Source organism: Donghicola mangrovi (genome assembly GCF_013377535.1).
In the GTDB taxonomy this organism is placed as follows: Bacteria; Pseudomonadota; Alphaproteobacteria; order Rhodobacterales; family Rhodobacteraceae; genus Donghicola; species Donghicola mangrovi.
In genome coordinates this window covers 470,096-496,317 of the sequence record NZ_JABCJE010000001.1, presented here as the reverse complement: position 1 = coordinate 496,317, position 26,222 = coordinate 470,096, and the positions used below count along the sequence as shown (strand labels likewise).

Annotated in this window: 22 protein-coding genes and 1 tRNA gene; 13 read left to right on the top strand and 10 right to left on the bottom strand. The window is 59.2% G+C overall.

Features of this window, described 5'->3' with window-relative positions:
* Window positions 1-65: 65 nt before the first annotated feature.
* Window positions 66-1,982: a molecular chaperone DnaK gene (gene dnaK / locus HJ536_RS02580; protein ID WP_177156550.1), complete on the bottom strand. Its 1,917-nt coding sequence runs from the start codon at window positions 1,980-1,982 to the stop codon at window positions 66-68.
* A gap of 188 nt (window positions 1,983-2,170) precedes the next feature.
* On the opposite strand from dnaK, the gene HJ536_RS02575 reads away from it, so the two are divergent.
* Window positions 2,171-2,782 carry an alpha-ketoglutarate-dependent dioxygenase AlkB family protein gene (locus HJ536_RS02575; protein WP_177156549.1) on the top strand — a complete coding sequence of 204 codons (612 nt, stop codon included), beginning with the start codon at window positions 2,171-2,173 and terminating at the stop codon, window positions 2,780-2,782.
* Here the strand turns inward: HJ536_RS02575 and HJ536_RS02570 are convergent.
* On the bottom strand, window positions 2,779-3,603 hold the full coding sequence (locus HJ536_RS02570; RefSeq protein WP_176852584.1) for an ABC transporter permease: 825 nt from the start codon (window positions 3,601-3,603) through the stop codon (window positions 2,779-2,781). The genes HJ536_RS02575 and HJ536_RS02570 overlap by 4 nt on opposite strands.
* 123 nt (window positions 3,604-3,726) lie before the next feature.
* Between HJ536_RS02570 and cysQ the strand changes: the two genes are divergently transcribed.
* The 8 genes from cysQ to HJ536_RS02530 all read left to right on the top strand — a co-directional run bounded on the left by cysQ (window position 3,727) and on the right by HJ536_RS02530 (window position 13,114).
* Window positions 3,727-4,521 (top strand): 3'(2'),5'-bisphosphate nucleotidase CysQ, encoded by a 795-nt coding sequence (cysQ, locus tag HJ536_RS02565; protein WP_177156548.1) that lies wholly within the window; start codon window positions 3,727-3,729, stop codon window positions 4,519-4,521.
* 3 nt (window positions 4,522-4,524) lie between these two features.
* Complete coding sequence (locus HJ536_RS02560; protein ID WP_177156547.1) at window positions 4,525-5,772, top strand: glycosyltransferase family 2 protein; 1,248 nt, start codon at window positions 4,525-4,527, stop codon at window positions 5,770-5,772.
* 95 nt (window positions 5,773-5,867) lie between these two features.
* Entirely contained in the window at window positions 5,868-6,761 is an 894-nt protein-coding gene (gene galU, locus HJ536_RS02555) for a UTP--glucose-1-phosphate uridylyltransferase GalU (RefSeq protein ID WP_177156546.1), read from the top strand.
* Between the two features lie 13 nt (window positions 6,762-6,774).
* Entirely contained in the window at window positions 6,775-7,758 is a 984-nt protein-coding gene (gene galE / locus HJ536_RS02550) for a UDP-glucose 4-epimerase GalE (RefSeq protein ID WP_177156545.1), read from the top strand.
* Complete coding sequence (locus HJ536_RS02545) at window positions 7,718-8,923, top strand: glycosyltransferase family 4 protein (RefSeq protein WP_177156824.1); 1,206 nt, start codon at window positions 7,718-7,720, stop codon at window positions 8,921-8,923. The genes galE and HJ536_RS02545 overlap by 41 nt, the downstream gene beginning before the upstream one ends.
* A gap of 34 nt (window positions 8,924-8,957) precedes the next feature.
* The gene (locus tag HJ536_RS02540; protein ID WP_228028329.1) at window positions 8,958-9,968 is read left to right on the top strand and encodes a glycosyltransferase family 2 protein; all 1,011 of its coding nucleotides are present in this window, start codon (window positions 8,958-8,960) and stop codon (window positions 9,966-9,968) included.
* Window positions 9,965-11,665, top strand: coding sequence for a DUF5927 domain-containing protein (locus HJ536_RS02535; protein ID WP_177156544.1), 1,701 nt, complete (start codon window positions 9,965-9,967; stop codon window positions 11,663-11,665). The genes HJ536_RS02540 and HJ536_RS02535 overlap by 4 nt, the downstream gene beginning before the upstream one ends.
* Window positions 11,666-11,671: 6 nt before the next feature.
* Complete coding sequence (locus HJ536_RS02530; RefSeq protein ID WP_177156543.1) at window positions 11,672-13,114, top strand: nodulation protein NodH; 1,443 nt, start codon at window positions 11,672-11,674, stop codon at window positions 13,112-13,114.
* On the opposite strand, the gene HJ536_RS02525 is transcribed toward HJ536_RS02530, so the two are convergent.
* The 7 genes from HJ536_RS02525 to HJ536_RS02495 form a co-directional block, all read right to left on the bottom strand.
* Window positions 13,102-13,566 carry a PTS sugar transporter subunit IIA gene (locus HJ536_RS02525; protein ID WP_177156542.1) on the bottom strand — a complete coding sequence of 155 codons (465 nt, stop codon included), beginning with the start codon at window positions 13,564-13,566 and terminating at the stop codon, window positions 13,102-13,104. The genes HJ536_RS02530 and HJ536_RS02525 overlap by 13 nt on opposite strands.
* Before the next feature lie 31 nt (window positions 13,567-13,597).
* Entirely contained in the window at window positions 13,598-14,179 is a 582-nt protein-coding gene (gene hpf / locus HJ536_RS02520; protein WP_176852592.1) for a ribosome hibernation-promoting factor, HPF/YfiA family, read from the bottom strand.
* Between the two features lie 222 nt (window positions 14,180-14,401).
* Window positions 14,402-15,163 carry an LPS export ABC transporter ATP-binding protein gene (gene lptB, locus HJ536_RS02515; protein ID WP_176852593.1) on the bottom strand — a complete coding sequence of 254 codons (762 nt, stop codon included), beginning with the start codon at window positions 15,161-15,163 and terminating at the stop codon, window positions 14,402-14,404.
* Complete coding sequence (locus HJ536_RS02510; RefSeq protein WP_176852594.1) at window positions 15,160-15,663, bottom strand: LptA/OstA family protein; 504 nt, start codon at window positions 15,661-15,663, stop codon at window positions 15,160-15,162. The genes lptB and HJ536_RS02510 overlap by 4 nt, the downstream gene beginning before the upstream one ends.
* On the bottom strand, window positions 15,663-16,289 hold the full coding sequence (lptC, locus tag HJ536_RS02505) for an LPS export ABC transporter periplasmic protein LptC (RefSeq protein ID WP_176852595.1): 627 nt from the start codon (window positions 16,287-16,289) through the stop codon (window positions 15,663-15,665). The genes HJ536_RS02510 and lptC overlap by 1 nt, the downstream gene beginning before the upstream one ends.
* 24 nt (window positions 16,290-16,313) lie before the next feature.
* Window positions 16,314-16,925, bottom strand: coding sequence for a ribonuclease D (locus HJ536_RS02500; RefSeq protein WP_176852596.1), 612 nt, complete (start codon window positions 16,923-16,925; stop codon window positions 16,314-16,316).
* 31 nt (window positions 16,926-16,956) lie between these two features.
* Window positions 16,957-17,043, bottom strand: a tRNA-Leu gene (locus HJ536_RS02495).
* A 147-nt stretch (window positions 17,044-17,190) separates the two neighbouring features.
* Here HJ536_RS02495 and HJ536_RS02490 point away from each other — a divergent pair.
* Window positions 17,191-18,168 (top strand): complex I NDUFA9 subunit family protein, encoded by a 978-nt coding sequence (locus tag HJ536_RS02490; protein WP_177156541.1) that lies wholly within the window; start codon window positions 17,191-17,193, stop codon window positions 18,166-18,168.
* A 56-nt stretch (window positions 18,169-18,224) separates the two neighbouring features.
* Here the strand turns inward: HJ536_RS02490 and HJ536_RS02485 are convergent, their stop codons facing one another.
* Window positions 18,225-19,043 carry an undecaprenyl-diphosphate phosphatase gene (locus HJ536_RS02485; protein WP_176852598.1) on the bottom strand — a complete coding sequence of 273 codons (819 nt, stop codon included), beginning with the start codon at window positions 19,041-19,043 and terminating at the stop codon, window positions 18,225-18,227.
* Window positions 19,044-19,272: 229 nt separating this feature from the next.
* Between HJ536_RS02485 and HJ536_RS02480 the strand changes: the two genes are divergently transcribed.
* The 3 genes from HJ536_RS02480 to mtgA all read left to right on the top strand — a co-directional run bounded on the left by HJ536_RS02480 (window position 19,273) and on the right by mtgA (window position 26,219).
* Window positions 19,273-20,706, top strand: coding sequence for an NAD(P)-dependent oxidoreductase (locus HJ536_RS02480; protein ID WP_176852599.1), 1,434 nt, complete (start codon window positions 19,273-19,275; stop codon window positions 20,704-20,706).
* 121 nt (window positions 20,707-20,827) lie between these two features.
* Complete coding sequence (gltB, locus tag HJ536_RS02475) at window positions 20,828-25,363, top strand: glutamate synthase large subunit (protein ID WP_177156540.1); 4,536 nt, start codon at window positions 20,828-20,830, stop codon at window positions 25,361-25,363.
* Between the two features lie 124 nt (window positions 25,364-25,487).
* Entirely contained in the window at window positions 25,488-26,219 is a 732-nt protein-coding gene (gene mtgA / locus HJ536_RS02470) for a monofunctional biosynthetic peptidoglycan transglycosylase (RefSeq protein WP_176852601.1), read from the top strand.
* Window positions 26,220-26,222 lie beyond the last annotated feature (3 nt).

Genomic DNA, 26,222 nt, shown 5'->3' with positions numbered 1-26,222 from the left:
CTTTCTGGAACGTGCAAGGCCGGCCCGTCAGCGGACCGGCCCCAGAGGTTCCGTAACTTCAGACCTTACGAACGCTTGTCGCTGCCAAGGTCTTCGAAGTCGGCGTCAACGATACCGTCGTCGTCCGAGGCGTTGCCGGTGTCCTGATCGAAATCGGCAGGCTCGTCATCGCCCTTCTGGCTGGCCTTGTAGATGGCCTCACCCAGACGCATGGACGCTTCGGTCACGTTCTGGATGCCAGACTTGATCTTGTTGACATCGCCCTTCTCGAGCTCGTCCTTCAGAGCAGCCACAGCCAGTTCGATCGCTTCGACGGTCGAGGGATCGACCTTGTCGCCATGCTCTTCGAGCGATTTCTCGGTCGAGTGCACAAGGCTCTCTGCCTGGTTCTTCGCATCGACCAGTTCACGGCGCTTCTTGTCAGCCTCGGCGTTTTCCTCGGCTTCCTTGACCATGCGTTCGATCTCTGCGTCGTCCAGACCGCCCGAAGCTTGGATGGTGATCTTCTGCTCGCGGCCGGTACCTTTGTCCGATGCGCCAACCGACACGATACCGTTGGCGTCGATGTCGAAGGTCACTTCGATCTGGGGCAGACCGCGCGGTGCGGGCGGGATGTCCTCGAGGTTGAACTGACCCAGCATCTTGTTGTCCTGAGCCATTTCACGCTCGCCCTGGAAGACGCGGATGGTCACGGCCGACTGGTTGTCCTCAGCGGTCGAGAAGATCTGCGACTTCTTGGTCGGGATCGTGGTGTTGCGGTCGATCAGACGGGTGAACACGCCGCCAAGGGTTTCGATACCCAGCGACAGCGGGGTCACGTCCAGCAGAACCACGTCTTTGACGTCGCCTTGCAGAACACCGGCCTGAATGGCCGCGCCCATGGCAACAACCTCGTCAGGGTTCACACCCTTGTTCGGCTCTTTGCCAAAGAACTTGGTAACCTCTTCGATCACCTTGGGCATACGGGTCTGACCACCAACCAGAACAACTTCGTCGATGTCGTTCACGGTCAGGCCAGCGTCTTTCAGAGCTGCGGCACAGGGCTTCAGCGAGCCTTTGACCAGATCGCCAACCAGCGATTCCAGCTTGGCGCGGGTCAGTTTCATGACCATGTGCAGGGGCTGGCCGTTCGAACCCATCGAGATGAAGGGCTGGTTGATGTCGGTCTGCGAGGCGCTGGACAGTTCGATCTTGGCTTTTTCAGCGGCTTCTTTCAGACGCTGCAGAGCCATTTTGTCTTTGGTCAGATCGACGCCGTGTTCTTTTTTGAACTCGTCCGCAAGGTAGGTCACGATGCGCATGTCGAAGTCTTCGCCACCCAGGAAGGTGTCGCCGTTGGTCGATTTGACTTCGAACAGGCCGTCGTCGATCTCCAGAATGGTCACGTCGAAAGTACCGCCGCCAAGGTCATAAACCGCGATGGTTTTGGTGTCTTTCTTGTCCAGACCATAGGCCAGAGCAGCCGCAGTCGGTTCGTTGATGATGCGCAGGACTTCGAGACCGGCGATTTTGCCGGCGTCCTTGGTGGCCTGACGCTGAGCGTCGTTGAAGTATGCCGGAACGGTGATAACGGCTTTGGTAACCTCGTCACCCAGATAGGCTTCGGCGGTTTCCTTCATTTTCTTCAGGATCAGAGCCGAGATTTGCGCAGGGCTGAACTTTTCGCCACGGGCCTCGACCCATGCGTCGCCCTGACCGCCGTTCACGACGTTGTAGGGCAGGTTCTTCTTGTCCTTGGCGATATCGGCGTCGTCAAACCGGCGGCCGATCAGACGCTTTACCGCGAAAATGGTGTTGTCGGGGTTGGTAACAGCCTGACGCTTTGCAGGCTGGCCGACCAGACGCTCTTCTTCGGCGAAGGCGACGATCGACGGGGTGGTGCGTGCACCCTCGGAGTTTTCGATAACGCGGGGCTGCTGGCCGTCCATGATTGCGACGCAGCTGTTGGTGGTCCCCAGGTCGATCCCGATGACTTTCGACATGTGTGTATCCCTCATAACTTAGGCGATGTTCCAGACGCAGGCCCGTTTTGGCACCCTTGTCCGATGTCAGGAGCAGGCTCGCCCACTCCGGTTCTCGGCGTATATAAGTAGCCAGTTCTCACCCTGCAAGCATTGCGCAAGGGCTTTGTGTGACAAATTTATCTCAAGGGAATAAGGCTGCCCAAAGAATGACACTTCCGCAGGAAATCGATCTGAACGGCGTGCGTGTCTATCAGGGTGCGTTGGACCGTTCTGCGCAGGTTTCCTTGCTCGAGGATGTTCGCGCCATCCTGCGTGCCGCGCCGCTGGTCCGCCATGTCACGCCGTCCGGTAAACCGATGTCTGTCCGCATGAGCGCCGCGGGGGATTTCGGCTGGGTCACGGATCGCAGCGGCTACAGATACCAGCGCCACCATCCGAGCGGCACGCCTTGGCCGCCCATCCCAGCTTCGCTGCTTCTTCTTTGGAATAAATACTCGAAATCCGACCGCGCCCCCGAGTGTTGTCTGGTGAATTGGTACGCGCCGGACGCCAAAATGGGCCTTCATCAAGACAACGACGAGGCCGACCTGACCCAACCCGTTTTGTCAATCTCTCTGGGGGATGACGCGCGGTTCAGGGTCGGCGGGCCAGAGCGGTCCGATCCGACCCGATCTATCTGGCTGTCCTCTGGCGATATCGCGGAGCTGGGTGGGGCTGGCAGGCTGGCCTATCACGGGGTCGATAAGATCAGGGCAGGGTCCAGCAGCCTCATGCCGAGCGGAGGCCGCATTAACCTTACGCTCAGGGTCGTGACCTAGCGGCGCGCGCTCCAGCTGGCCGAGGCGTGTTTGCGGGTAAAGAATTCGCCCATCAAGCCGATGACCAGCAAAACCATCCCCACAGCGATCGGATAGGTGATCGAGCTGTTGTGCGGATTATAGTTGATAAAGATGAACCCGCGCGCCTGATCGATGCAGTGGAACAGGGGATTCCAGTCGAACATCTTGAGCATAAAGGTCGGCAGGCTGTTGGCCACGAACATCTTGCCCGAGGCGATCATGTTGGCCCGCTGGTAGATCTGCGTGAGCACCGAAGCGAACTGCGGGGCCCACGGCTTGAGTGCCACAATACACATGCCCACGGCCGCACCGGTAAAGAACGCCAGCAGCAGCATCGCCATCGCGCCGACGGGGTCGTAAATCTCGATCGGGTTGACGATCACGTGGTAGAGGAACAGCACGGTCACCAGCGACGTCACCTGCACATACAGGGCGGCCAGAAGCGACGCGAGGATCGAGATCATCGTCGACATCGGCGCGTGCTTCATCATCGGGGACGCGGGCCCTTCGGACCCAGACACGGCGCCGACAGCCTTGATATGACACATGAACAGGAAAATCCCTGACATCATGTACAGCAGGAAATCCCCGCGAATGGCCGAGCGCCGAATGCCCAAGATCACAAAGAACAGGTAGAACGACGCGACCATGATCACCAACTGCAGCATGTTCACCAGAATGGCGAACAGGGCATTGCTGTGGGTCTTGCGCACATCCCGCACCGCGGTGTGGTAAATGACATCTGCCATGGACAGAGCCTTGCGCAGGAAGCTTGGTTGTCTTTGCGTGTGCTCGTACATGCCGCAGTCTTTCAAATGATGCGCGATGGGTTAGCAGGGAATTCTTGATGCTCCCTTTCCAAGCAGGATAAGAGAATGCCTGACATTGAACAACTCTGCCATCTGATTAAAGGAAATATCTCTATGGATTACGCACAATTGACCTCTGTTCTGCGCAAACTTGCCCTCGAGGCAGGGGACAAGATCATGGAGATTTACAATTCCGACGATTTCGAAGTGAAGTCCAAAAGCGACGAAAGCCCTGTAACTGCAGCTGACGAAGCGGCGGATGCTCTGATCTCGGCCGGGTTGCGCGCGGCATTCCCCGATGTGGCCCTGGTCACCGAAGAACAATCGGACAGCCACAACCTGAACGTCGACACCTTCCTGATCGTTGATCCGCTGGATGGCACCAAGGAATTTATCAACCGTCGCGGGGACTTCACCGTGAACATCGCGCTGGTCGAGAACGGCATTCCGACCCGCGGTGTGGTCTATGCACCTGCCCGTGACCGCATGTTCTTTACCCTTGCTGATGGCACCACCGTCGAAGAAATGGGCCCCTTTGCCAAGGACACCGTCGGCGAAACCAAGCCTCTGTCGGTCGCGCAATCTGACAACACCGCGTTGATGGTGGTGGCCTCGAAATCTCACCGCGATCAGGCAACCGACGACTACATCAACAAATACAGCGTCGCTGATTCCAAGAGCGCGGGCAGCTCGCTGAAGTTCTGTCTGGTTGCGACTGGCGAGGCGGACCTCTACCCACGACTCGGCCGCACTATGGAGTGGGACACCGCCGCGGGTCAGGCCGTTCTGCATGGCGCAGGTGGCAAGGTTGTGGTGTTCGAAACCCACGAGCCCCTGAAATACGGCAAAGAAGGTTTCGCCAACCCCTTCTTCATCGCCTACGCCCCTGCGGTCGAACTGAAGGCCTAAGATATGGAGCCATCAGCCAGCGTCGTTGTCGTCAGTCAGGGCCGAGAGGCCTTGCTGGCGCGCTGTCTGATGGCGCTGTCCCAACAGCAAAAGGTCCGGATGGAGGTTGTGGTCGTCACCAGCGATCCAGCCATCCAGTATCTGACCGGCTTGGGATGGGCGGATCGGGTCAAGCTGGTCCGCATGAACGACGAGAATATCTCGGTCGCCCGCAACAAGGGCATCAACGAGGCGGCGGGTGATGTCGTCGCCTTTATTGATGATGATGCGGTGCCGGAACCGGCATGGCTGTTCCTGATTTTGCAGGCCTTTCAGCGGCCCGAGGTTGAGGCGGCGACAGGGTTTACCCTTGGCCGCAATGGCATATCCTATCAGTGGAAAGCCGAGACGATTGATGCCGCCGGTGTCAGTCATCCCTTGGAGGTGCCCGAGGATACAATTTCGGTTTTCACCTCGACGCCGGATAGGGTGATCAAAACCGTCGGCACGAATATGGCGTTCCGGCGCGACATGCTGCGTCGGCTGGGTGGATTTGATCCGCGCTACCGGTTTTATCTGGACGAGGGCGATCTGAATATGCGCATGGCCCAAAAGGCGGTGCAGGTTGCGGTCGTGCCGATGGCCCGCGTTCACCATGCCTTTGCCCCGAGTCGCCGACGGACAGAAGCGCGGGTGCCGAAGACGCTCTATGAGATCGGGGCAAGTCAGGCGCTGTTTGTTGAAACCTACATGGACCAGTCAGGACGAAATGCCGCAATGCAGCATTTCAGAGGCGGCCAATTGCATAGATTATTACATCTTTTGCAAAATGGTTTACTTGGTCCGGAGGAGGTTTCGTTTCTGAACGTAACCCTATCTGACGGAATTTCGGATGGCCGTAAAAGGTCTGGTTCGTCCCGCACGATCCTCGAAAAGGCCAAGAGTCCGTTCTGGCCGCTGGTCGAATCGCTCTATTCGCCGGTTCAGGTCATTTGTGGGCGGATTTTTGAGCGCAAAGGGCTGCTGATGCGCGGAAAGCAGGCCGCTTCTGAAGGTGAAATCCCGATTGTCATAGAGCTTTCACCATCGGCCCTGTATCATCAATGTTACTATGATGAACGAGGTTTCTGGGTGCAATACGGGGGGATTTGGGGCAAAAGCCTGCGATCCCAGCCTAATTTCAGGCTTTCTACATTTTCTGCGCGAATTGATGCTGAAAAGCGGCGTCTATTGCGGGAATTCTGGCTTGAACCCGACAACACTGGAACCTAGGCTCAACTTATTGTGTTAGATATTTGAGCTGCAATGCAGCGCTGCTATAAAGATTGAAAGTCGAGCTTCTTTCGACAAACGGAAGGCCACATTACATGAGCAACAAAGTTACCAAAGCCGTTTTCCCCGTCGCAGGTCTGGGAACCCGCTTTCTGCCAGCCACGAAGTCGGTTCCCAAAGAGATCATGACACTGGTTGACCGCCCGCTGATCCAATACGCGATCGACGAGGCACGCGCCGCTGGCATCGAGGAATTCATCTTTGTGACTTCGCGCGGCAAGAGCGCCCTCGAAGATTACTTCGACCGCGCGCCCGAGCTGGAGATGAACCTGAAGTCGAAGAACAAAACCGAACTTCTGGAAATTCTGGACAGCACCAACATGGACAGCGGCGCGATCGCATACGTCCGTCAGAACCAGGCGCTTGGTCTGGGCCACGCTGTATGGTGCGCCCGTCGTCTGCTGGGGAACGAGCCCTTTGCCGTTCTGCTGCCCGATGACGTGATCCAGGCGGATAAGCCCTGCCTTCAGCAGATGGTCGAAGCCTACAATGAAACCGGCGGCAACATGGTTGCTGCGATGGAAGTGCCCAAGAGCCGCATTTCGTCGTACGGTGTTCTGGATATCAAGGAAGACATGGGCAACCTCGTGTCGGTCAAAGGCATGGTTGAAAAGCCCAAGACCGAAGATGCGCCCTCGAACCTTGCTGTTATCGGCCGCTACATTCTGAGCCCGAAGGTTCTGGAAAACATCGATACCATGGAAGCCGGCGCTGGTGGTGAACTGCAGCTGACCGACGCGATCGCCAAGGAAATCATCGATAGCGACAACGTCTACGGATACCGCTTCAAGGGTGAGCGTTACGACTGTGGCTCGAAATCGGGCTTCCTGCAGGCGACCGTTGCATTTGGTCTGGCACGTGCCGACCTGCGTGATGACCTCGAGCATTACCTCGAGGACGTGATGTCTGCCCGCAAGGCTGCCCAGTAAGCGGATCGCTGACGTGAGCAATGTTATTGTAACAGGTGGTGCGGGCTATATCGGCTCGCACGCCTGCAAAGTATTGAAACAGGCCGGTTTTACGCCTGTGACATTTGATAATATCTCGACCGGTTGGGAAGACGCGGTAAAATTCGGCCCCTTGGAAAAGGGTGACCTGTTGGACCGTGCCCGCGTGGATGAGGTCTTCGCGAAATACAAACCTGTGGCCGTTATGCACTTTGCCGCCTTTAGTCAGGTCGGCGAAAGCATGAAGGATCCGGGCATGTACTGGCGCAACAACGTTCAGGGCTCGTTGACCCTGATCGAAGCTGCCGTCGCTGCGGGCTGCCTGAACTTTGTTTTCAGCTCGACCTGCGCCACCTATGGCGAGCAGGACGGCGTGATGCTGGATGAGGATTGCGCGCAGTATCCGATCAACTCGTACGGGGCGTCCAAGCGCGCGATTGAGGATATCCTCGCGAACTTTGACGCAGCTTATGGTCTGAAATCGGTGATCTTCCGCTATTTCAACGTGGCTGGTGCGGACCCAGAGGCCGAGGTTGGTGAATTCCACCAGCCCGAGACTCACCTGATCCCCGTTATGCTGGATGCAATCGCGGGCAAACGCCCTGCGCTCACCATTCACGGCACCGACTACGACACCCCCGATGGCACCTGTGTGCGCGACTATGTGCACGTCATTGATCTGGTGAACGCCCACGTTCTGGGTGTGAAGTGGCTGCTGGATGGCAAGGGAAGCCGTGTGTTCAACCTTGGCACCGGTTCGGGTTTCTCGGTTCGCGAAGTGATCGATCACTCGCGCTCGGTGACCAACCGCGAAGTTCCCTACGAAGAGGGGCCCCGTCGCCCCGGTGACTGTGTGAAGCTTGTTTCCGGCTCCAAACGCGCGTTGGATGAGCTAGGGTGGGAGCCCAAGCTTTCGACGCTGGAGCAGATGATTGGCGATGCATGGCGCTGGCACCAAACGGGCCACTACGACAAATAAGGCAGCACGCCTTCTGGACCTGACGCGGCTGACCAGCCGCTCAGGTCGCACTCTGACCGGAGTCGATCGGGTCGAACGTGCCTATCTATGCGCTTTCCTGAACAGCGATGTGCCCTGCTTTGGGCTGATTCGGACGCGGCTGGGATATATCCTGGTGGGGCGCGAAGGCATGACCTTTTTGCGCGATGAGTCAGCGAACGGCAATCTTAGTGAAAATATTCTGAGTGATCTTAGGGCGCGGGCAATTTCTCGGGTGCCGAAGGTTTTTCTGGGTTTTGCGCTGCGCCGGCATCTGCCACACGGAACCGTTTACGTGAACACAGGGCACAGCAATCTGACGGCGCGCGTGGTGCGGGCGGTCCGCACAGTGCCTGATGCGCGCATTGCAGTGTTGATCCACGACACCATTCCGCTGGATTTCCCCCAGTATCAGGCGGCTGGCGCACCTGAACGTTTCGCAGGATTTCTAGCGCGGGCTTGTGGTCAGGCCGACCTGCTGATCTACAATTCCTATCAGACAGAACAGGATGTCAGGCGCAACTTTTCGGGTGCTCTGCCCGAAGGTATTGTTGCGCATTTGGGGATAGATTTTGCTGATCCGGCCCCTCAGGACTTGCCCAGAGGTTTGTCGCCCAAGGGACCATACTTCGTAACGGTCGGGACCATCGAGCCGCGCAAGGGGCATGATCTGTTACTGGATTTGTGGGGCAATCTGGCAGCCGAGTTGGGTCCCGATACGCCGCCCCTGCTGATTTGCGGGGGGCGGGGATGGAACAATCAGGCCGTGTTTGATCGCCTGGATGCATTGGGGCCGGATGCGCCGATCAGGGAACTCTCCGGCCTTAGCGATGGCGCGATTTCGGAACTGCTGCGTGGGGCGACTGCGCTGCTTTTCCCCAGTCATGCAGAGGGGTTCGGCCTGCCGCCCGCAGAAGCGGCGCGTCACATTACGCCTATTGTATGTAACGACCTACCGATTTATCGAGAATTTCTAGGAAATATACCCGTTTACGCACCTTCGGGTGATGCTAAGCTTTGGTATCAGACTGTTATGAATGCTTACAGAAATGCGCATTCCACTAGGAATGCCCCGAGTTCTGAAGCAAAGTTGTGGAAGCCTCCAACATGGGAGGCACATTTTGAGTTGGTGCTGCGCGTGATCTAGGGGTCGGCGCTCGCCGGCTGACTGAGGGGATCGATTGGGCGCCATCCAATCATACAAGCTTCGGCTGGAACGCAAGCGCTGGCGCTACCGTGCCATGCGCAAAAGCCGTGAGCTGTCGCCCTTGGTCAATCGCACCGCTTACATCCGCGAGGCCGATCTCTTGGTGTTCTGCACCCTGCGGAACGAGGCGAAGCGCCTGCCATTCTTCCTCAGCTACTACAGGGACATGGGGATCAACCATTTCCTTTTCGTGGACAATGACAGCACCGACGGATCCGCCGATTATCTGGCCGAGCAACCGGATTGCTCGGTCTGGCGCACGAATGACAGCTACAAGCGGTCGCGCTTTGGCATGGACTGGATCAACTGGCTGCTGATGAAATACGGGAACGGGCATTGGTGCCTGACCGTCGATCCAGATGAATTTCTGGTTTACCCGTTCTGTGACACCCGCCCGCTGCGTGCGCTGACGGACTGGCTGGATGCGTCGTCGATCAAGTCCTTTGGCGCGATGCTGCTGGACATGTACCCCAAGGGCCCGATTGGCGAGCAGCCCTATCGCACCGGTCAGGACCCGCTGGAAATCGCGATGTGGTTCGACAGCGGCAACTACACGATCGAGCGCAACCATGCATACGGGAACCTCTGGATTCAGGGCGGGCCGCGGGCGCGGGTGTTCTTTGCGGATGCGCCGGACCATGCGCCAGCATTGAACAAGATCCCATTGGTGAAATGGGAGGACCGGTATGCCTATATCAGTTCGACCCACTCGCTGCTGCCGCGCGGCCTGAACCTGGTTTATGATGAATGGGGCGGCGAGAAATCGTCGGGCGTTCTGCTGCATACCAAATTCCTCGACACCTTCACGCACAAAGCCGAAGAGGAACTGCAGCGCGGCCAGCATTACGCGGCCAGCCGTGAATACAGGATGTACGCCGAAAAGGGGCAGGTTAGCCCCGATCTGTGGTGCACTTGGTCCGAGAAATACATCAACTGGCGCCAGCTCGAGATTCTGGGCCTCATGTCCAAGGGGAACTGGGCATGACGCTGGGGGTGATTTTGCTGGTGCACAACGCCTTGGATCGGGTCGAACAAGTGGCCCGCCACTGGGCCGTTCATGGTGTGCCGGTCGTGATCCATGCGGACGCGCGGATGTCGAAGTCCCGCTATGACATGCTGATCAAGGGCCTGTCCGACCTGTCCAACATTCGCTTCAGCACCCGCCATAAATGCGAGTGGGGGACATGGGGTCTGGTCGCTGCTTCTCAATCCGCCGCCGAAGTGATGCTGCGCGATTTCGCTGGTGTGCGTCATGTCTATCTGGCGTCGGGATCCTGTCTGCCTCTGCGTCCAGTCGAGGAGTTGGTGCAGTACTTGGCCGATCGCCCGAACACAGATTTCATCGAATCGGCGACGCTGGCGGATGTGCCTTGGACCATCGGCGGGCTCGATCATGAGCGGTTTACCCTGCGCTTCCCATTTGCGTGGAAGAAACATCGCCGCCTGTTCGACTTGGCCGTCGATGTGCAGCGCCGCCTGCGGTTACAGCGCGAAATGCCCGACGGGTTGATCCCGCATATGGGCAGTCAGTGGTGGTGCCTGACGCGCCAGACCCTGACCGCCATTTTGCAGGACCCGCGCCGCGGGATTTACGAACGCTTCTTCCGGCAAGTGTGGATTCCTGACGAGTCCTACTTCCAAACGCTGGTGCGCCTGTATTCGCGGGATATCCAGAGCCGCTCCCTGACCCTGTCGAAATTCGACTTCCAAGGGAAACCGCACATCTTTTACGACGATCACCTGCAGTTGCTGCGGCGGTCGGACTGCTTTGTCGCGCGGAAAATCTGGCCCTTTGCGGACCGGCTCTACAACGCGTTTCTGACCCCGCAGCAAGACGCGATGAACCGGACCGAGCCGAACCCTGGCAAGATCGACCGCATCTTTGCCAAGGCGGTCGAGCGCCGGACCCAAGGTCGTCGCGGCCTCTATATGCAGAGCCGCTATCCCAACCCTGACTGGGAAAACGGCTTTACGGCCTCGGAATATTCGGTGTTCGAAGGGTTCGCTGAACTGTTCGAGGATTTCGAAAGTTGGCTCGCCCGTTTGTCGGGTGCGCGGGTCCACGGGCATCTTTTTGCCCCAGATCGCGTGCATTACGAGGGTGAGGTCGAGGTGATTAATGGCGCGCTCACCGACAGCGCCGCGCTGCGCGACCGGAACCCGCGCGCCTTTCTGACCAACCTGATCTGGAACACGCGCGGCGAGCGCCAGTGTTTTCAGGTGGGCCCCGCAGATCATATCCAGAATATCGAGTGGGACATCGCCAAAGATCCGAACGCGCAGATTTCGGTGATTACGGGCGCTTGGGCGGTGCCATTGTTCCGCTCGAACCTCGATTTCTCAGAAATCCGGCGGGCTGCGGCCGAATTGCAGCGCCGTGAAAGCCGCCATTTGGACGTGCTGCGGTCCCCCTATGCCAAGGCCCGCATCCATATCTGGAGCCTTGCCGAATTTGTCGAAGCCCCGATGGAGCCCCTGCAAGCCATCATTACAGAAATCGGCCAGACCGATAAGCGCCGCCTGACCGAGGCGCCCAAGATGGTGAACCTGACGGGCTTTGCTCAATTCCTGCAGAATTTGAAAAATCAGGGGATGCACCCCTATCTTACCGGCGATTTTCCGAACACACTCGAAGAGCGGGAGAAGCCGCGCAAACCGCGTAAACCCTATTTGGTGAAGTAATTTCTGATGCCGTCTAAATTCGATCTGTTTGTTGTGCTTGCCGAAATGCGGACAGGCAGCAACTTTCTCGAGGCAAACCTGAATGCGCTGGATGGCGTGACCTGCCACGGTGAGGCATTCAACCCGTTCTTCATCGGATATCCCAACGTGGATAACGTTCTGGGGGTATCGCAGCAGCAGCGAGAGGCTGATCCGACGGTGCTGATCGACCGCGTGCGCGGAGCAGAGGGGCTGAACGGGTTCCGTTATTTCCACGACCATGACCCGCGCGTGATCGACGGCCTGTTGGCCGATCCGCGCTGCGCCAAGATCGTACTGACCCGCAATCCGGTGGAAAGCTATGTCTCGTGGAAGATCGCGCAGGCCACCGGCCAGTGGAAGCTGACCGATGCCAAAAACCGCCGCGACGGGCAGGCGGTGTTCAATGGGGACGAATTCATCAACCATATCGAGACGCTGCAGGCCTTTCAAAAGCAGGTTTTGCGGGCGTTGCAGACCACGGGACAGACTGCGTTTTATGTCGCGTACGAGGATCTTCAGGATCTGGATGTGATGAACGGCTTGGCTGCGTTCCTTGGGGTAGAGGCGCGCCTGCCGGAGTTGGACAAACAGCTGAAGAAGCAGAACCCCGAGCCTCTGTCCGAAAAGGTCGCCAATTTCGAAGAGATGGAAGGGGCGCTGGCTCGTCTGGATCGCTTTGACCTGACCCGCACCCCGAATTTTGAGCCGCGCAGGAATGCGATGGTCCCTAACTACATCGCGGCGGCTGAGGCGCCCGTTATGTACCTACCTCTGCGCGCGGGGGTCGAGGATGCGATTTGCGGATGGCTGGGTGCGTTGGATGGCGTGGGCGCCGATGCGTTACAGCGCGATTTTACCCAGAAACCCCTGCGCAAATGGAAGCGTGTGAACCGTGGGCACCGTGCCTTTACCGTGGTGACGCACCCGCTGACCCGAGCCCACCGCGTGTTCTGTGAACGCATTCTGTCCAGCGGCCCAGGTTCATTCGGCGAAATCCGAGAGGTTTTGCGCAAGCGCTATAAGCTGCCCCTGCCGAAAAACGGACCGGGAGAATCCTATGACGTGGCGTCCCACCGGGCGGCGTTTCTGGCGTTCCTGGAATGGCTCAAGGGCAATCTGGCGGGGCAGACCAGCGTTCGTGTCGATCCCGGTTGGGCGTCGCAGAGCCAGATGATCCAAGGGTTTGCGGAGTTCAATCTGCCCGACCTAATCATTCGCGAAGAGCAGTTGGAAATGGGCCTTGGGCAGTTGTGCGACCAGTTGGGGCGCAAGGCGCCCGCCGTGCCAGCGATCTATGAACCCGAATGCCCCGTGTCGCTGGCCGACATCTATGACGCGGACATAGAAAACGCGTGCAAGGAAGCTTACACGCGCGACTATATGATGTTGGGCTATGGCCCCTGGAAGAAACGGTATCAGGCCGCCTGAGTGGTCTGATCTTCGGTCAGAACAGCATGCAGGGTCAGCGCGTCACTGTTGGCGCGCAGCTTGGTGCGGACCGCTTGATCCTTCAGGGTGCGGGACACGACTGCCAGCGCTTTCAGGTGTTCGACGCCTGCGTCCTCGGGGGCGAACAGGGCGAAAACCAGATCAACGGGCTTGCGATCGACCGACCCGAATTCGACCGGCCTATCGAGGCGCAGGAAAATGCCCTGAACACGCTCGATCTCTGACAGGCGGGCGTGGGGCAGGGCAACGCCATGTCCCACACCGGTTGGTCCCAGACTTTCGCGTTCCACCAGCGCCTCGACGGCGCGGGCGCTGGGGATGCCCAATGCGGCTTCGGCCAGATCGCCGATATCCTGGAACAAACGCTTCTTACTCGAACTGCCAACAATGGTCTTAACCGCTTGCGGCGAGAGGATATCAGAAATCTGCATTGGGTTCGCTTTTGCCTAAGGCTGCGGTGCGTTATTGACCGGTGCTGCGGGGATCGATCCAGCCGATATTCCCGTCATCCCGGCGATGTACAACGTTTACGCCACCGTGTTTCTCGTTACGGAAGACCAGCATCTGAGAGCCAGCCAGTTCCATCTGCATTACCGCCTCGCCGACCGAGAGCGAGGGAACTTTCGTCTCCATCTCGGCGACGATAATGGGCTGCAGGGATTCAGGCTCGGCGGCCTCATCGTCCTGCGTATCTGCGGCGAGGATATACGAGGAAGCCTCGAAAGTTTCAACAGGGCTTGTTCTATCCTTGTGATGGTCCTTCAGGCGGCGCTTGTAGCGGCGCAGCTGTTTGTCCATCTTCTCTGCACATTCCTCGAAAGTTGCGTAGATTTCAGTGCCATGGGCTCGGGCGGCAGCATTCAACCCAGTCGAAAGGTGCACGGTGCATTCGCAGACGAATTCGTGCCCCGACTTGGAGAAAGTGACCTGCGCATCCGTCGGGCGTTGCGAGTACTTGTCCAGTACCTCACCCAGTCGATCTTTGACGTGAGTGGACAGCGCTTCGCCGACGTCGATCTGTTTTCCGGTGATTTGATACCGCATGGTCTTTTCCTTCTATGTGCAAGGACGGACCCCCCGGGCGGGGTGCATGGTCCGTACAGTTGCGTGGGGATATTGAGCGACCCATCCCTGTCCCGAGTGCTCGGGTAGGCTATTGTGGATTGACCTAATATGGCGACAGGTCTGGCTCATATGACCATTTGGTGACAGTCCGAGGGGGGCTGTCAATCGTTTCTAGCAAAAGATTTTTTGAATTGGCGAAGCCTAGCTGATGCGGAAATCGCGGCCCAGGTAAACGCGGCGAACATTTTCGTCTTTGACGACCTGGTCGGGGGTGCCGGACATCAGAACGCGCCCATCATGAAGAATGTACGCGCGATCAACGATTTCCAGCGTTTCACGGACGTTGTGGTCCGTAATCAGCACGCCGATGCCGCGTTTTTTCAGGTCGTGCACCAGATGACGGATATCCCCGACCGAAATCGGGTCAACGCCCGCAAACGGTTCGTCGAGTAACAGATACTTGGGGTTGGCCGCCAGACAGCGTGCGATTTCCACACGGCGGCGTTCCCCGCCTGACAGGGCCAGTGCAGGGGCGCGGCGCAGATGTTCGATGGAAAAGTCGCTCAGCAGCTCTTCGAGTCGTTCTCGGCGGGTGTGGGGATCAGCCTCCGAGATTTCCAGAATCGCGGCGATGTTGTCCTCGACACTCAGGCCGCGAAAGATCGACATTTCCTGCGGCAAGTAGCCGATGCCCAGTTTGGCGCGGCGATACATGGGCAGGCGGGTCACTTCGTTCCCGTCGATGGTCACGCGGCCACCCTCGGGGGAGACAAGGCCCGCGATGGCATAGAAGCTGGTGGTTTTCCCCGAACCGTTCGGACCCAGCAGGGCCACAACCTCGCCGCGGTGCAGGTCCATGCTCACGTCACGGATCACCACGCGCTTTTTGTAGCTTTTGCGTAGGTTGCGGATTTGCAGGCCGGCAGAGCCTTGGGCCACGGTCAGTTCGGGTTGGGGCGTCATTTCTTGGAGCCCGGATTGATGATGGTGCGAACGCGGCCGGTCATCTGCGCGGTGTTGTCCGCCAGATTGATCTTGGCCTCGTTGCCCGACAGGACGTTGCGCCCTTGGGTCAGCAGGACATTCCCGCTGAGCAGCACATAGTCGCTGTCCACGTTATATTCGGCAGTTTCGCCCTCGGCCGCATCGCCGCCAGAGGTCATGGTCACGCCGCCGGTCGCATAGACTTTGGCGATGCCTTCCTCGATCTCGGGGGTGCTGGCGTCATCCTCGCGGTAGGTGACCTCGACGCGGGGTGCGGTCATGCGCATTTTGTCCTGCACAATCTCGACGTTGCCGACGAAAACCGCTGTGTTCGCGGTGTCATTCACCTCGAGCGAATCTGCGACAACCTCGATCGGGGCGTCGGTGTTCTGGTCGGATGCGCCGAACGCGGTCTGCATTCCTTGGGCGAATGCGGGCAGAGGCAGCATCACACACAGGGCAATTACCTTGCGAAACATTATTTTTGCTCCTCTGAACCTTGGGATGTGCCATTATATATCAGGCGAACCCCACCTTCGAAAACCGCAAGGATTCCATCCTGATTTTCGGGCACCGTAAGGTGCATCCGTCCGGCTTGCAAATCGCCGAAGGGCCCAGTGCCCGTTACCGGACCGGGGCTAGTGATATCTGTGCGGTTCATTGCCGATGTCATCTCTTCGGAGCGGATATTGTACCCGTCCGAGGTGTCGATCTGCACATTGCCGGTCAGGGTCAGGCTCTCTGATCCGCGAATCGTTCCCGAATCAGAGGTCAGGTCGATGACCGTTCCGTCCGTGCGCGACAGACGTGCCACAATATTGGTCGCCGTACCGCCATCGCCGCCCACCATAGGGCTGGCTGATTCTGCCACGATGGTCAGGGCAGAGCCGTCTTCGGTGGTCGAGGCGTAGTTCGGATTGCTCAGGCGCTGCTCGCGAAGGCGCGCCTCGAGGTCCACTTCGGCAAAGGGAATTGCGGCTTCGGGGTCGATCTGGCGCGAGAACAGAAAGACGGTCGACAGAAGTCCCAGCGCCACCACGGGCAAAATGATTTTGGCCCAAGCGACGATGACCGAGTAGGTGTTGCGCTGCCCGCCTGCCATCATAGTAACCGTCTTTAGAATTCGTAATCAGTGCGAGAAAATATCGACCTCGGGCCAGCCCGCGAGGTCTAGTTGCGCGCGGGTGGGCAGGAAATCAAAACATTTTTGCGCGATCTCCATGCGGCCTTCGCGCACGAGCATCCGGTCCAGCTCCTTTTTCAGGCGGTGCAGATACAGAACGTCCGAGGCCGCATAGTCTTGTTGTGCCTTGGTTAATTCCGGTGCGCCCCAATCGCTGGACTGCTGGTTCTTGGAGATATCGGTGGTCAGAAGTTCCTGAATCAGGTTCTTCAGCCCGTGGCGGTCCGTATAGGTGCGGACCAGTTTGCTGGCGATCTTGGTGCAGTACACAGGCGCGGCCAGTGCGCCAAAGGCGTTGTACATCGACGCAATGTCGAACCGTCCATAGTGGAACAGCTTCAGGACATTCGGATCAGTCAGGATGCGGCACAGGTTGGGTGCTTCGGTTTGGCCTTTGGCGATTTGGACCAAGTGGGCGTGACCGTCTCCGGCAGACAATTGCACAACGCAAAGGCGATCGCGATGAGCGATGAGGCCCATCGTCTCGCAGTCGATTGCCACGGCTGGACCTAGGTCCAAACCGTCCGGCAAATCATTCTTGTACAGAAAGGTTGTCACCGAGGCCTCCAGTCGTTAAACTAGGAGGAAATGGTGCCCAGGAGAGGACTCGAACCTCCACGTCCTTACAGACACTAGCACCTGAAGCTAGCGCGTCTACCAATTCCGCCACCTGGGCAGGTGTCGTAGGGGGGCTTCTAAGGTTTACCGAGGGGGGCGTCAACAGCTTTTTTCGGGAAAAATGCATTTTGTTTGAATGCGCTTGTTTGGCCCCCTGCGCGGCGTTAGTAATCACCCCAACGAATATTGGCCGGAGGCTATGATAATGGCGCAGCTCGTCACCATTTTTGGCGGATCAGGTTTTGTCGGGCGCTATGTCGCCCGTCGTTTGGCTCAGCAGGGATACCGTGTACGCGTGGCCGTACGTCGCCCGAACGAAGCTGGCTTTGTGCGCACCTATGGTGTCGTCGGTCAGGTAGAGCCCGTTCTTTGCAACATCCGTGACGACGCAAGCGTACAGGCTGCGGTTGCAGGCGCGGATGCTGTCGTGAACTGCGTCGGCATTCTGGCCGAAACCGGCAAGAACCGCTTTGAGGCCGTTCAGGCCGCTGGCGCAGAGCGCGTTGCCCGCGCCGCCGCCGCTGCTGGCATCACCCGTATGGTGCAGATCTCGGCGCTTGGTGCCGATGCGAATAGCCCCAGCGAATACGCCCGTACCAAAGCCGCTGGCGAAGCTGCTGTTCTGGCCCACGTGCCCGGCGCTGTGATCCTGCGTCCTTCGATCATCTTCGGGAACGAAGACGGCTTCTTTAACCGCTTTGCCGGTATGATGGGCCCGATCCTGCCGGTCGTCGGTGCAAACACCAAATTCCAGCCCGTCTATGTAGATGACGTGGCCGCCGCTGCGGTGAAGGCCGTGAATGGCGATGCCCCCGCTGGCATCTACGAGCTGGGTGGCCCCGATGTCCGCACCTTCCGCGAACTGATGCAGGACACTCTGGCCGTGATTCACCGCCGCAAGCTGATCCTGAACGTGCCCTTCTTTGCGGCGTCGATCATGGGCGGCGTTCTAGACATGGTGCAGGGTCTGACTCTGGGCCTGTTCACCAACGGCGTACTGACCAAGGATCAGGTGCAGAACCTGAAGTCCGACAACGTGGTGTCCGAAGGGGCCGCCGGTTTCGAAGCGTTCGGCATCGTCCCCACCAACTATCACGCGGTTCTGCCCAGCTATCTGTGGAAGTTCCGTCCCTCGGGCCAGTATGACGCGATCAAGGCTTCGGCCAAGAACCTGCGCGGCTGATCCGATCAGGATAGCAGAAATGGAAAGGGGCCCCGAAAGGCCCCTTTTTTATTTGGTCAGATCACCGGATTGCCAAAGTAGGCCCAGACCAACAGGCCGATGCCAAAGACAAAGCGGTAGATGACATAAGGTGTGTAGCTGACACTGCGCAGCAAACGCATCATCAGGCTGAGTGCCGCGAGCGCCGATACAAAGGCCAGACCCGCCGCGATCGCGCCATCATGGGCCGCTTCGGCGTTGCCGGTCGAGATAACCTCGGCCCCGAGCAGAATGGCAGAGGCCAGAATCGTCGGGATCGACATCAGCATCGATACTTTGGCCGCGTCAGAGCGGTTGTAGCCCATGAAGCGGGCGCCAGTAATTGTGATGCCCGACCGCGAAGTGCCCGGAATTAGGGCAATTGCCTGCCAAAGCCCCAGCTTGATGGCATCTTTTACGCCCCAGTCCTCGGTCTTTTTGACTTCGGCGCCGTGCTGGTCGGCCCAATAGAGGACGATACCGAAGATCAGCATGGTCCACGCGATCACTTTGACCGAGCGCATCGCCTCGTCCAGACCGGTGACTTTCAAGGCAAGTCCCAGCAAAATAACGGGGATCGTTGCGATGATCAGCGACAGGCACAGGCGGTCGCCGTCGGTTTCGATCCGGCCGCGCAGAACGTTCGGCAGGCCGGCAAGGCCCGCGCGCACGTCGGACCAGAAATACAGGACCACCGCAAATAGCGTCCCGAAATGTACAGAAACATCAATGATTTGGCCCTGATCTTCCATGCCGGTCAGGGCAGGCAACAGGATCAGGTGACCTGATGAAGAAATTGGCAAAAACTCCGTAATCCCTTGGACAACGGCTACTAGGAATAAATGAAATAGGGTCATGGTCTGCCCGTGTTGTAGGATTCTACTGTGGCGCACCATAGAGATTGCCGATTCCTTTGGCTAATCCTTACATAAGTCCGGTTCGGACCTAAAAAATGCGTCAGATAGGTCTGTTTTGCTGCCTTAAATCCGAAAAATCGAAATTTAGGTCAACGCTTCTGACTTTTCATCTCTCCAAGACTGATTTATGACGCCGTCAACACATGAAACCTCTAGGGAGCTGACCACCATGGCGAAGCAACCCATGCTCAAGTTCGTTCAAGTCGAACGCGACATGCCGACCAAGCGTACTGCAGAAGACCGCAAACAGGACTTCAACGAGATTTATGCCGAGTTCGCTGCCGCCAAAGCGGACGAGCAGGCCAGCCGTTGCAGCCAGTGTGGTGTCCCCTACTGTCAGAACCACTGCCCGCTGCATAACAACATTCCCGACTGGCTGCGCATGACCGCAACCGGCCGTCTGGAAGAGGCGTATGCAATCAGCCAGGCCACCAACACCTTCCCCGAGATCTGCGGCCGTATCTGCCCGCAGGACCGTCTGTGCGAAGGCAACTGCGTGATCGAACAGTCGGGCCACGGCACCGTCACCATCGGCGCGGTCGAAAAGTACATCACCGACACCGCGTGGGAAAACGGCTGGGTTCAGCCCATCGTTCCCGTAGAAGAGCGCGCTGAAAGCATCGGCATCATCGGTGCAGGCCCCGGCGGTCTGGCAGCGGCCGACATGCTGCGTCGTGCCGGTTTCCAGATCACCATCTATGACCGTTACGACCGCGCAGGCGGCCTGCTGACCTACGGCATCCCCGGCTTCAAGCTGGAGAAAGACGTTGTGATGCGCCGCAACAAGCTGCTGGAAGACAGCGGTGTGCGTTTCGTTATGAACTGCAACGTGGGCGTAGACCTGTCGTTCGAAGAAATCCGCGCGCAGCATGATGCAACCATCATCGCGACCGGCGTGTACAAAACCCGTGATCTGCAAGGCCCCGGTGCCGGTGCAGCCGGTATCGTCCGCGCGATCGACTATCTGACCGCCTCGAACAAGGCCTCGTTCGGTGACGAAGTGGCAGAGCTGCTTGATGGCACTCTGAACGCCGAGGGCAAGAACGTGGTTGTTATCGGTGGTGGCGACACCGCGATGGACTGCGTGCGTACCGCGATCCGTCAGGGCGCCAAGTCGGTCAAATGTCTCTATCGTCGTGACCGTGCGAACATGCCCGGCTCGCAGCGCGAAGTGCAGAACGCCGAGGAAGAAGGCGCACAGTTCGTATGGCTGGCAGCCCCCAAAGCATTCGCAGGCGAGCCCGTTTCGTCGGTGAAGGTCCAGCAAATGCGTCTGGGTGCCCCCGATGCGTCGGGCCGTCAGAGCCCCGAAGTGATCGAAGGCGCAGACTTCGACGAACCCGCAGAACTGGTGATCAAGGCGCTGGGCTTCGAGCCCGAAGACCTGCCGAAACTGTGGGGCACCGACGGTCTGGAAGTGACCCGTTGGGGCACCGTCAAGGCCAAGTTCGGCACCGGTCAGACCAGCCTCGATGATGTGTACGCCGTTGGCGATATCGTCCGTGGCGCGTCGCTGGTGGTTTGGGCAATCCGTGATGGCCGCGACACCGCGCAAGCCATCATCGAGAAGTTCAACGCCAAGGCAGCCGTCGCCGCCGAATAAGGGTCTGGCCCACATATGGTTGGGGTATGGCACACGTCAGTACGTTTCGCCGCCCCCGCCAAGCCAGTGAATTTGATTAGGGCAACAGCCCTGACCCACCAGCGAAGGAAGGGTTAAAACAATGCAAAAGTTTGACGAAAACTGGGTCCGCGCCGAGGAAGAAAAGCGCAAGTGGATGGACCAGAACAGCCTCTACCGCGAAGAGGACGAGCATTCGTCCTGTGGCGTTGGTCTGGTCGTCAGCATCGACGGTCAGCCCAGCCGCAAGGTTGTCGAGGCCGGTATCACCGCTCTGAAAGCGATCTGGCACCGTGGTGCTGTTGACGCCGACGGCAAGACCGGCGACGGCGCAGGCATTCACGTGCAGATCCCCGTTCCGTTCTTCTACGAGCAGATCCGCCGTACCGGCCACGAGCCCAAGAAAGATCAACTGCTGGCCGTTGGTCAGGTGTTCCTGCCGCGCACCGACTTTGGCGCGCAGGAAACCTGCCGGACCATCGTGGAAACCGAAGTTCTGCGCATGGGCTATGGCATCTACGGCTGGCGCCACGTTCCCGTGGACGTCGAGTGCCTGGGTGAGAAAGCCAACGCGACCCGCCCCGAGATCGAGCAGATCCTGATCTCGAACTCCAAAGGCGTCGACGAAGAGACCTTTGAGCGCGAGCTGTACGTCATCCGTCGCCGTATCGAGAAAGCGGCCGCTGGCGCGCACGTGAACGGTCTGTACATCGCGTCGCTGTCCTGCCGTTCGATCATCTACAAAGGCATGATGCTGGCCGAGCAGGTTGCAGTGTTCTACCCCGACCTGATGGACGAGCGTTTTGAATCGTCCTTTGCGATCTACCACCAGCGTTACTCGACCAACACCTTCCCGCAGTGGTGGCTGGCGCAGCCGTTCCGCATGCTGGCGCACAACGGCGAGATCAACACCATCAAGGGCAACACCAACTGGATGAAGAGCCACGAGATCCGTATGGCTTCGTCGACCTTTGGTGACATGGCCGAGGACATCAAGCCGATCATCGCAACCGGTGCGTCGGACTCGGCAGCCCTGGACGCGGTGTTCGAGGTTCTGGTGCGCGCGGGCCGCAACGCCCCCATGGCGAAAACCATGCTGGTCCCCGAATCGTGGTCCAAGCAGGCGGTCGAGCTGCCCGAATCGTGGCGCGATATGTACGCGTACTGCAACGCCGTGATGGAGCCCTGGGATGGCCCCGCTGCGCTGGCAATGACCGACGGTCGTTGGGTTTGCGGCGGTCTGGACCGTAACGGTCTGCGCCCGATGCGCTATGTCGTGACCGGCGACGGCCTGCTGATCGCGGGTTCCGAAGCAGGCATGGTTCCCACCGAAGAAGCGACCGTTGTCGAGAAGGGCGCACTGGGCCCGGGTCAGCTGATCGGCGTCGATATGAAAGAGGGCAAGCTCTATCACGACGTAGAGATCAAGGACGCTCTGGCGGCCAGCCAGCCCTTTGGCGAGTGGGTCGGCAAGATCAACGATCTGGACGAAGCTCTGGGTCAGATCACCGAAACCCCGCTGTTCGAAGGCGCAGAGCTGCGCAAGCGTCAGATCGCTGCCGGCTTCACCCTGGAAGAACTGGAACAAATCCTGGCTCCGATGGCCGAGGATGGCAAAGAGGCGCTGGCCTCGATGGGCGACGATACCCCGTCGGCAGTTCTGTCGGCCAAGTACCGTCCGCTGAGCCACTACTTCCGCCAGAACTTCAGCCAGGTGACCAACCCGCCGATCGACTCTCTGCGCGAATTCCGCGTGATGTCGCTGAAGACCCGTTTCGGTAACCTGAAGAACGTTCTGGACGAGTCCAGCGCGCAGACCGAAATTCTGGTTCTGGACAGCCCGTTCATCGGCAATGCCCAGTTCAACGAGCTGAAGAACCACTTCAACGCTGATCTGGCCGAGATCGACTGTACCTTCGAACCCGGTGCAGACGCTCTGCGCAAAGGTCTGGAGCGTATCCGCGCCGAGGCCGAAGACGCTGTGCGTTCGGGCGCTGGCCACATCGTTCTGACCGACCACAAACTGGACGCGGACCGCGTTGGTATGCCGATGATTCTGGCAACCAGTGCTGTTCACAGCCACCTGACCCGCAAGGGCCTGCGGACCTTCTGCTCGCTGAACGTGCGTTCGGCCGAGTGTGTGGACCCGCACTACTTTGCTGTGCTGGTGGGTTGTGGTGCGACCACCGTTAACCCCTATCTGGCCGAAGATTCGCTGGCCGACCGTATCGAGCGTGGCCTGCTGGAAGGCAGCCTGACCGAGAACGTCGCCCGCTACCGCGAAGCCATCGACCAGGGTCTGCTGAAGATCATGGCAAAGATGGGTATCTCGGTGATCTCGTCCTATCGCGGTGGTCTGAACTTCGAGGCTGTGGGTCTGTCGCGCGCCATGTGCGCCGAGTACTTCCCCGGTCTGATGAGCCGCATCTCGGGTATCGGCATCGTCGGCATCCAGAAGAAAACCGAAGAAGTGCACGCAGCTGGCTTCAAGTCGAACCGCGATGTGCTGCCGATCGGTGGTTTCTACAAGGCACGTCGCCAGGGCGAGACCCACGCTTGGGGTGCAAACAACATGCACCTGCTGCAGTCGGCTTGTGACCGTGGCTCGTACGAGCTGTGGAAGCAGTACTCGGCGCTGATGAAGGCGAACCCGCCGATTCACCTGCGTGATCTGCTGGACATCAAGGCGCTGGGCAAAGCGATCCCGCTGGAAGAGGTGGAATCGATCACCTCGATCCGTAAGCGTTTCGTCACCCCCGGTATGTCGCTGGGCGCTCTGTCGCCCGAGGCGCACAAGACCCTGAACGTGGCAATGAACCGTATCGGCGCGAAGTCGGATTCGGGTGAAGGCGGCGAAGATCCCGCACACTTCCACCCCGAGCCCAACGGCGACAACCCGTCGGCCAAGATCAAGCAGGTGGCTTCGGGCCGTTTCGGTGTAACCGCCGAATACCTGAACCAGTGCGAAGAGCTGGAGATCAAAGTCGCACAGGGCGCGAAGCCCGGTGAAGGTGGTCAGCTGCCCGGCATGAAGGTCACCGACCTGATCGCCCGTCTGCGCCACTCGACCAAGGGTGTGACCCTGATTTCGCCGCCGCCGCACCACGACATCTACTCGATCGAGGACCTTGCGCAGCTGATCTACGACCTCAAGCAGATCAACCCGCGTTGTAAGGTCACCGTGAAGCTGGTTGCGTCGTCGGGCGTTGGCACCATCGCCGCTGGCGTTGCCAAGGCGAAGGCGGACATCATCCTGATCTCGGGCCACAACGGTGGTACCGGCGCGTCGCCTGCGACCTCGATCAAGTATGCAGGTCTGCCGTGGGAAATGGGTCTGACCGAAGCGCATCAGGTTCTGGCGATGAACAAGCTGCGTTCGCGCGTCACCCTGCGGACCGACGGTGGTCTGCGCACCGGCCGTGACATCGTCATGGCAGCGATGATGGGTGCCGAGGAATTCGGCATCGGTACTGCTGCTCTGATCGCGATGGGCTGTATCATGGTGCGTCAGTGCCAGTCGAACACCTGCCCGGTCGGCGTCTGTACTCAGGACGAGTCGCTGCGCAAGAAGTTCACCGGCAACGCGGACAAAGTGGTCAACCTGATCACCTTCTACGCTCAGGAAGTCCGCGAGATTCTGGCATCCATCGGTGCCCGTTCGCTGGACGACGTGATCGGCCGCGCCGACCTGCTGAGCCAGGTCAGCCGTGGTGCTGCACACCTGGATGATCTGGACCTGAACCCGCTGCTGATCACCGTAGATGGTTCCGAGAAGATCGAGTACGACCGCAGCCGTCCGCGCAACGTTGTGCCGGACACTCTGGATGCGGAAATCGTCAAGGACGCGGCACGCTTCCTTGAGGATGGCGAGAAGATGCAGCTGAGCTATGCGGTGCAGAACACGCACCGTACCGTCGGCACCCGCACCTCGAGCCACATCGTACGTCGCTTTGGCATGCGTAACAGCCTGCAGGCCGACCACCTGACCGTGAAACTGCGCGGTTCGGCTGGCCAGTCGCTGGGTGCCTTTGCAGCGCCGGGTCTGAAGATCGAAGTGTCGGGCGATGCGAACGACTATGTCGGTAAGGGTCTGTCGGGCGGCACCGTTGTGGTCCGTCCCCCGATGGAAAGCCCGCTGGTCGCGGCTGACAACACCATCATCGGCAACACCGTTCTGTACGGTGCGACCGACGGCTACCTGTTCGCGGCTGGCCGCGCAGGCGAGCGTTTCGCTGTCCGTAACTCGGGTGCGAAAGTGGTGATCGAGGGCTGTGGCTCGAACGGTTGTGAATACATGACCGGCGGTGTGGCGGTTATCCTCGGCTCGATCGGCGCGAACTTTGGCGCGGGTATGACCGGCGGTATGGCCTATCTGTGGAACCCCGATGGCGAAGCCCACGACTGGATGAACCTCGAGACGCTGGTGACCTGCGCTCCGAGCCATCCGCACTGGGTTGCGCAGCTGAAGGACCTGGTCGAGCGTCACTACGCTGAGACGGGCAGCCGCAAAGCAGGCGAGATCCTGCAGAACTGGGAAGAGAACCTGCCCAAGTTCCTGCAAGTCTGCCCCAAGGAAATGCTGAACAAGATGGCATTCCCGCTGGCCGCTGACGAAGCCGAGGCGATCCCCGCCGAGTAATCCTGACGGGTTACGACCTGAATTCAAACCCCGCCGGAGCAATCTGGCGGGGTTTTTCTTTTGCGCGCGGAAGGAGGCAAAAGGTGGCCTTGACCCCCGAGGAATTCGGGGCGTACTGAAATGCATGGCCAAGAGCAGCAAAAAGACCACCCGCAAGAAAAAGAGCACGCGCAGCACCGCAGGATGGTTCCGCGTGGACCGGCGTACGTGGGTGCGCCGTGTGATTTTCGGCGTGGTCGGGCTGTTTGTGCTGGCGATTCTGCTGCCGTCGTTCCTGCCGGTGCCTCAGGGGCTGTATATGCGGTCCGAAGCGCGGCGTTTGGGGGAAATCCAGCGGGTCTGGACCCCGATGGAGGATATCGCGCCGGTGATGGCGCGGTCTGTCGTGGCAGCCGAGGACGCGAATTTCTGCACGCACTGGGGCTTTGATATGTCGGCGATCCGTGTGGCCATCGAGGATGGCGGGACGCGGGGGGCCTCGACCCTGAGCCAGCAGGTGGTCAAGAACGTCTACCTGTGGCAGGATCGCAGCTGGGTCCGCAAGGCGCTGGAGGCTTTGCTGACCCCCTTGGTCGAGGCGGCGTGGAGCAAGCGGCGCATCGTCGAGGTCTATCTGAACGTGGCCGAGTTCGATGAAGGCATTTTCGGTGTCGAAGCGGCGGCGCGCAACTACTTCGGGACGACCCCTGCCGAACTGACGCCCCGCGAGGCGGCTTTGCTGGCGGCGCTGCTGCCCGACCCCAAAGAGCGGGATGCCGCCAACCCCAGCAAATTTGTAAGCCGAAGGGCGACGCAAATTGCGGATGGGGCCGCGACTATCGCAAGAGATGGCAGGGCTGCCTGTTTCGAGGATTGAAAA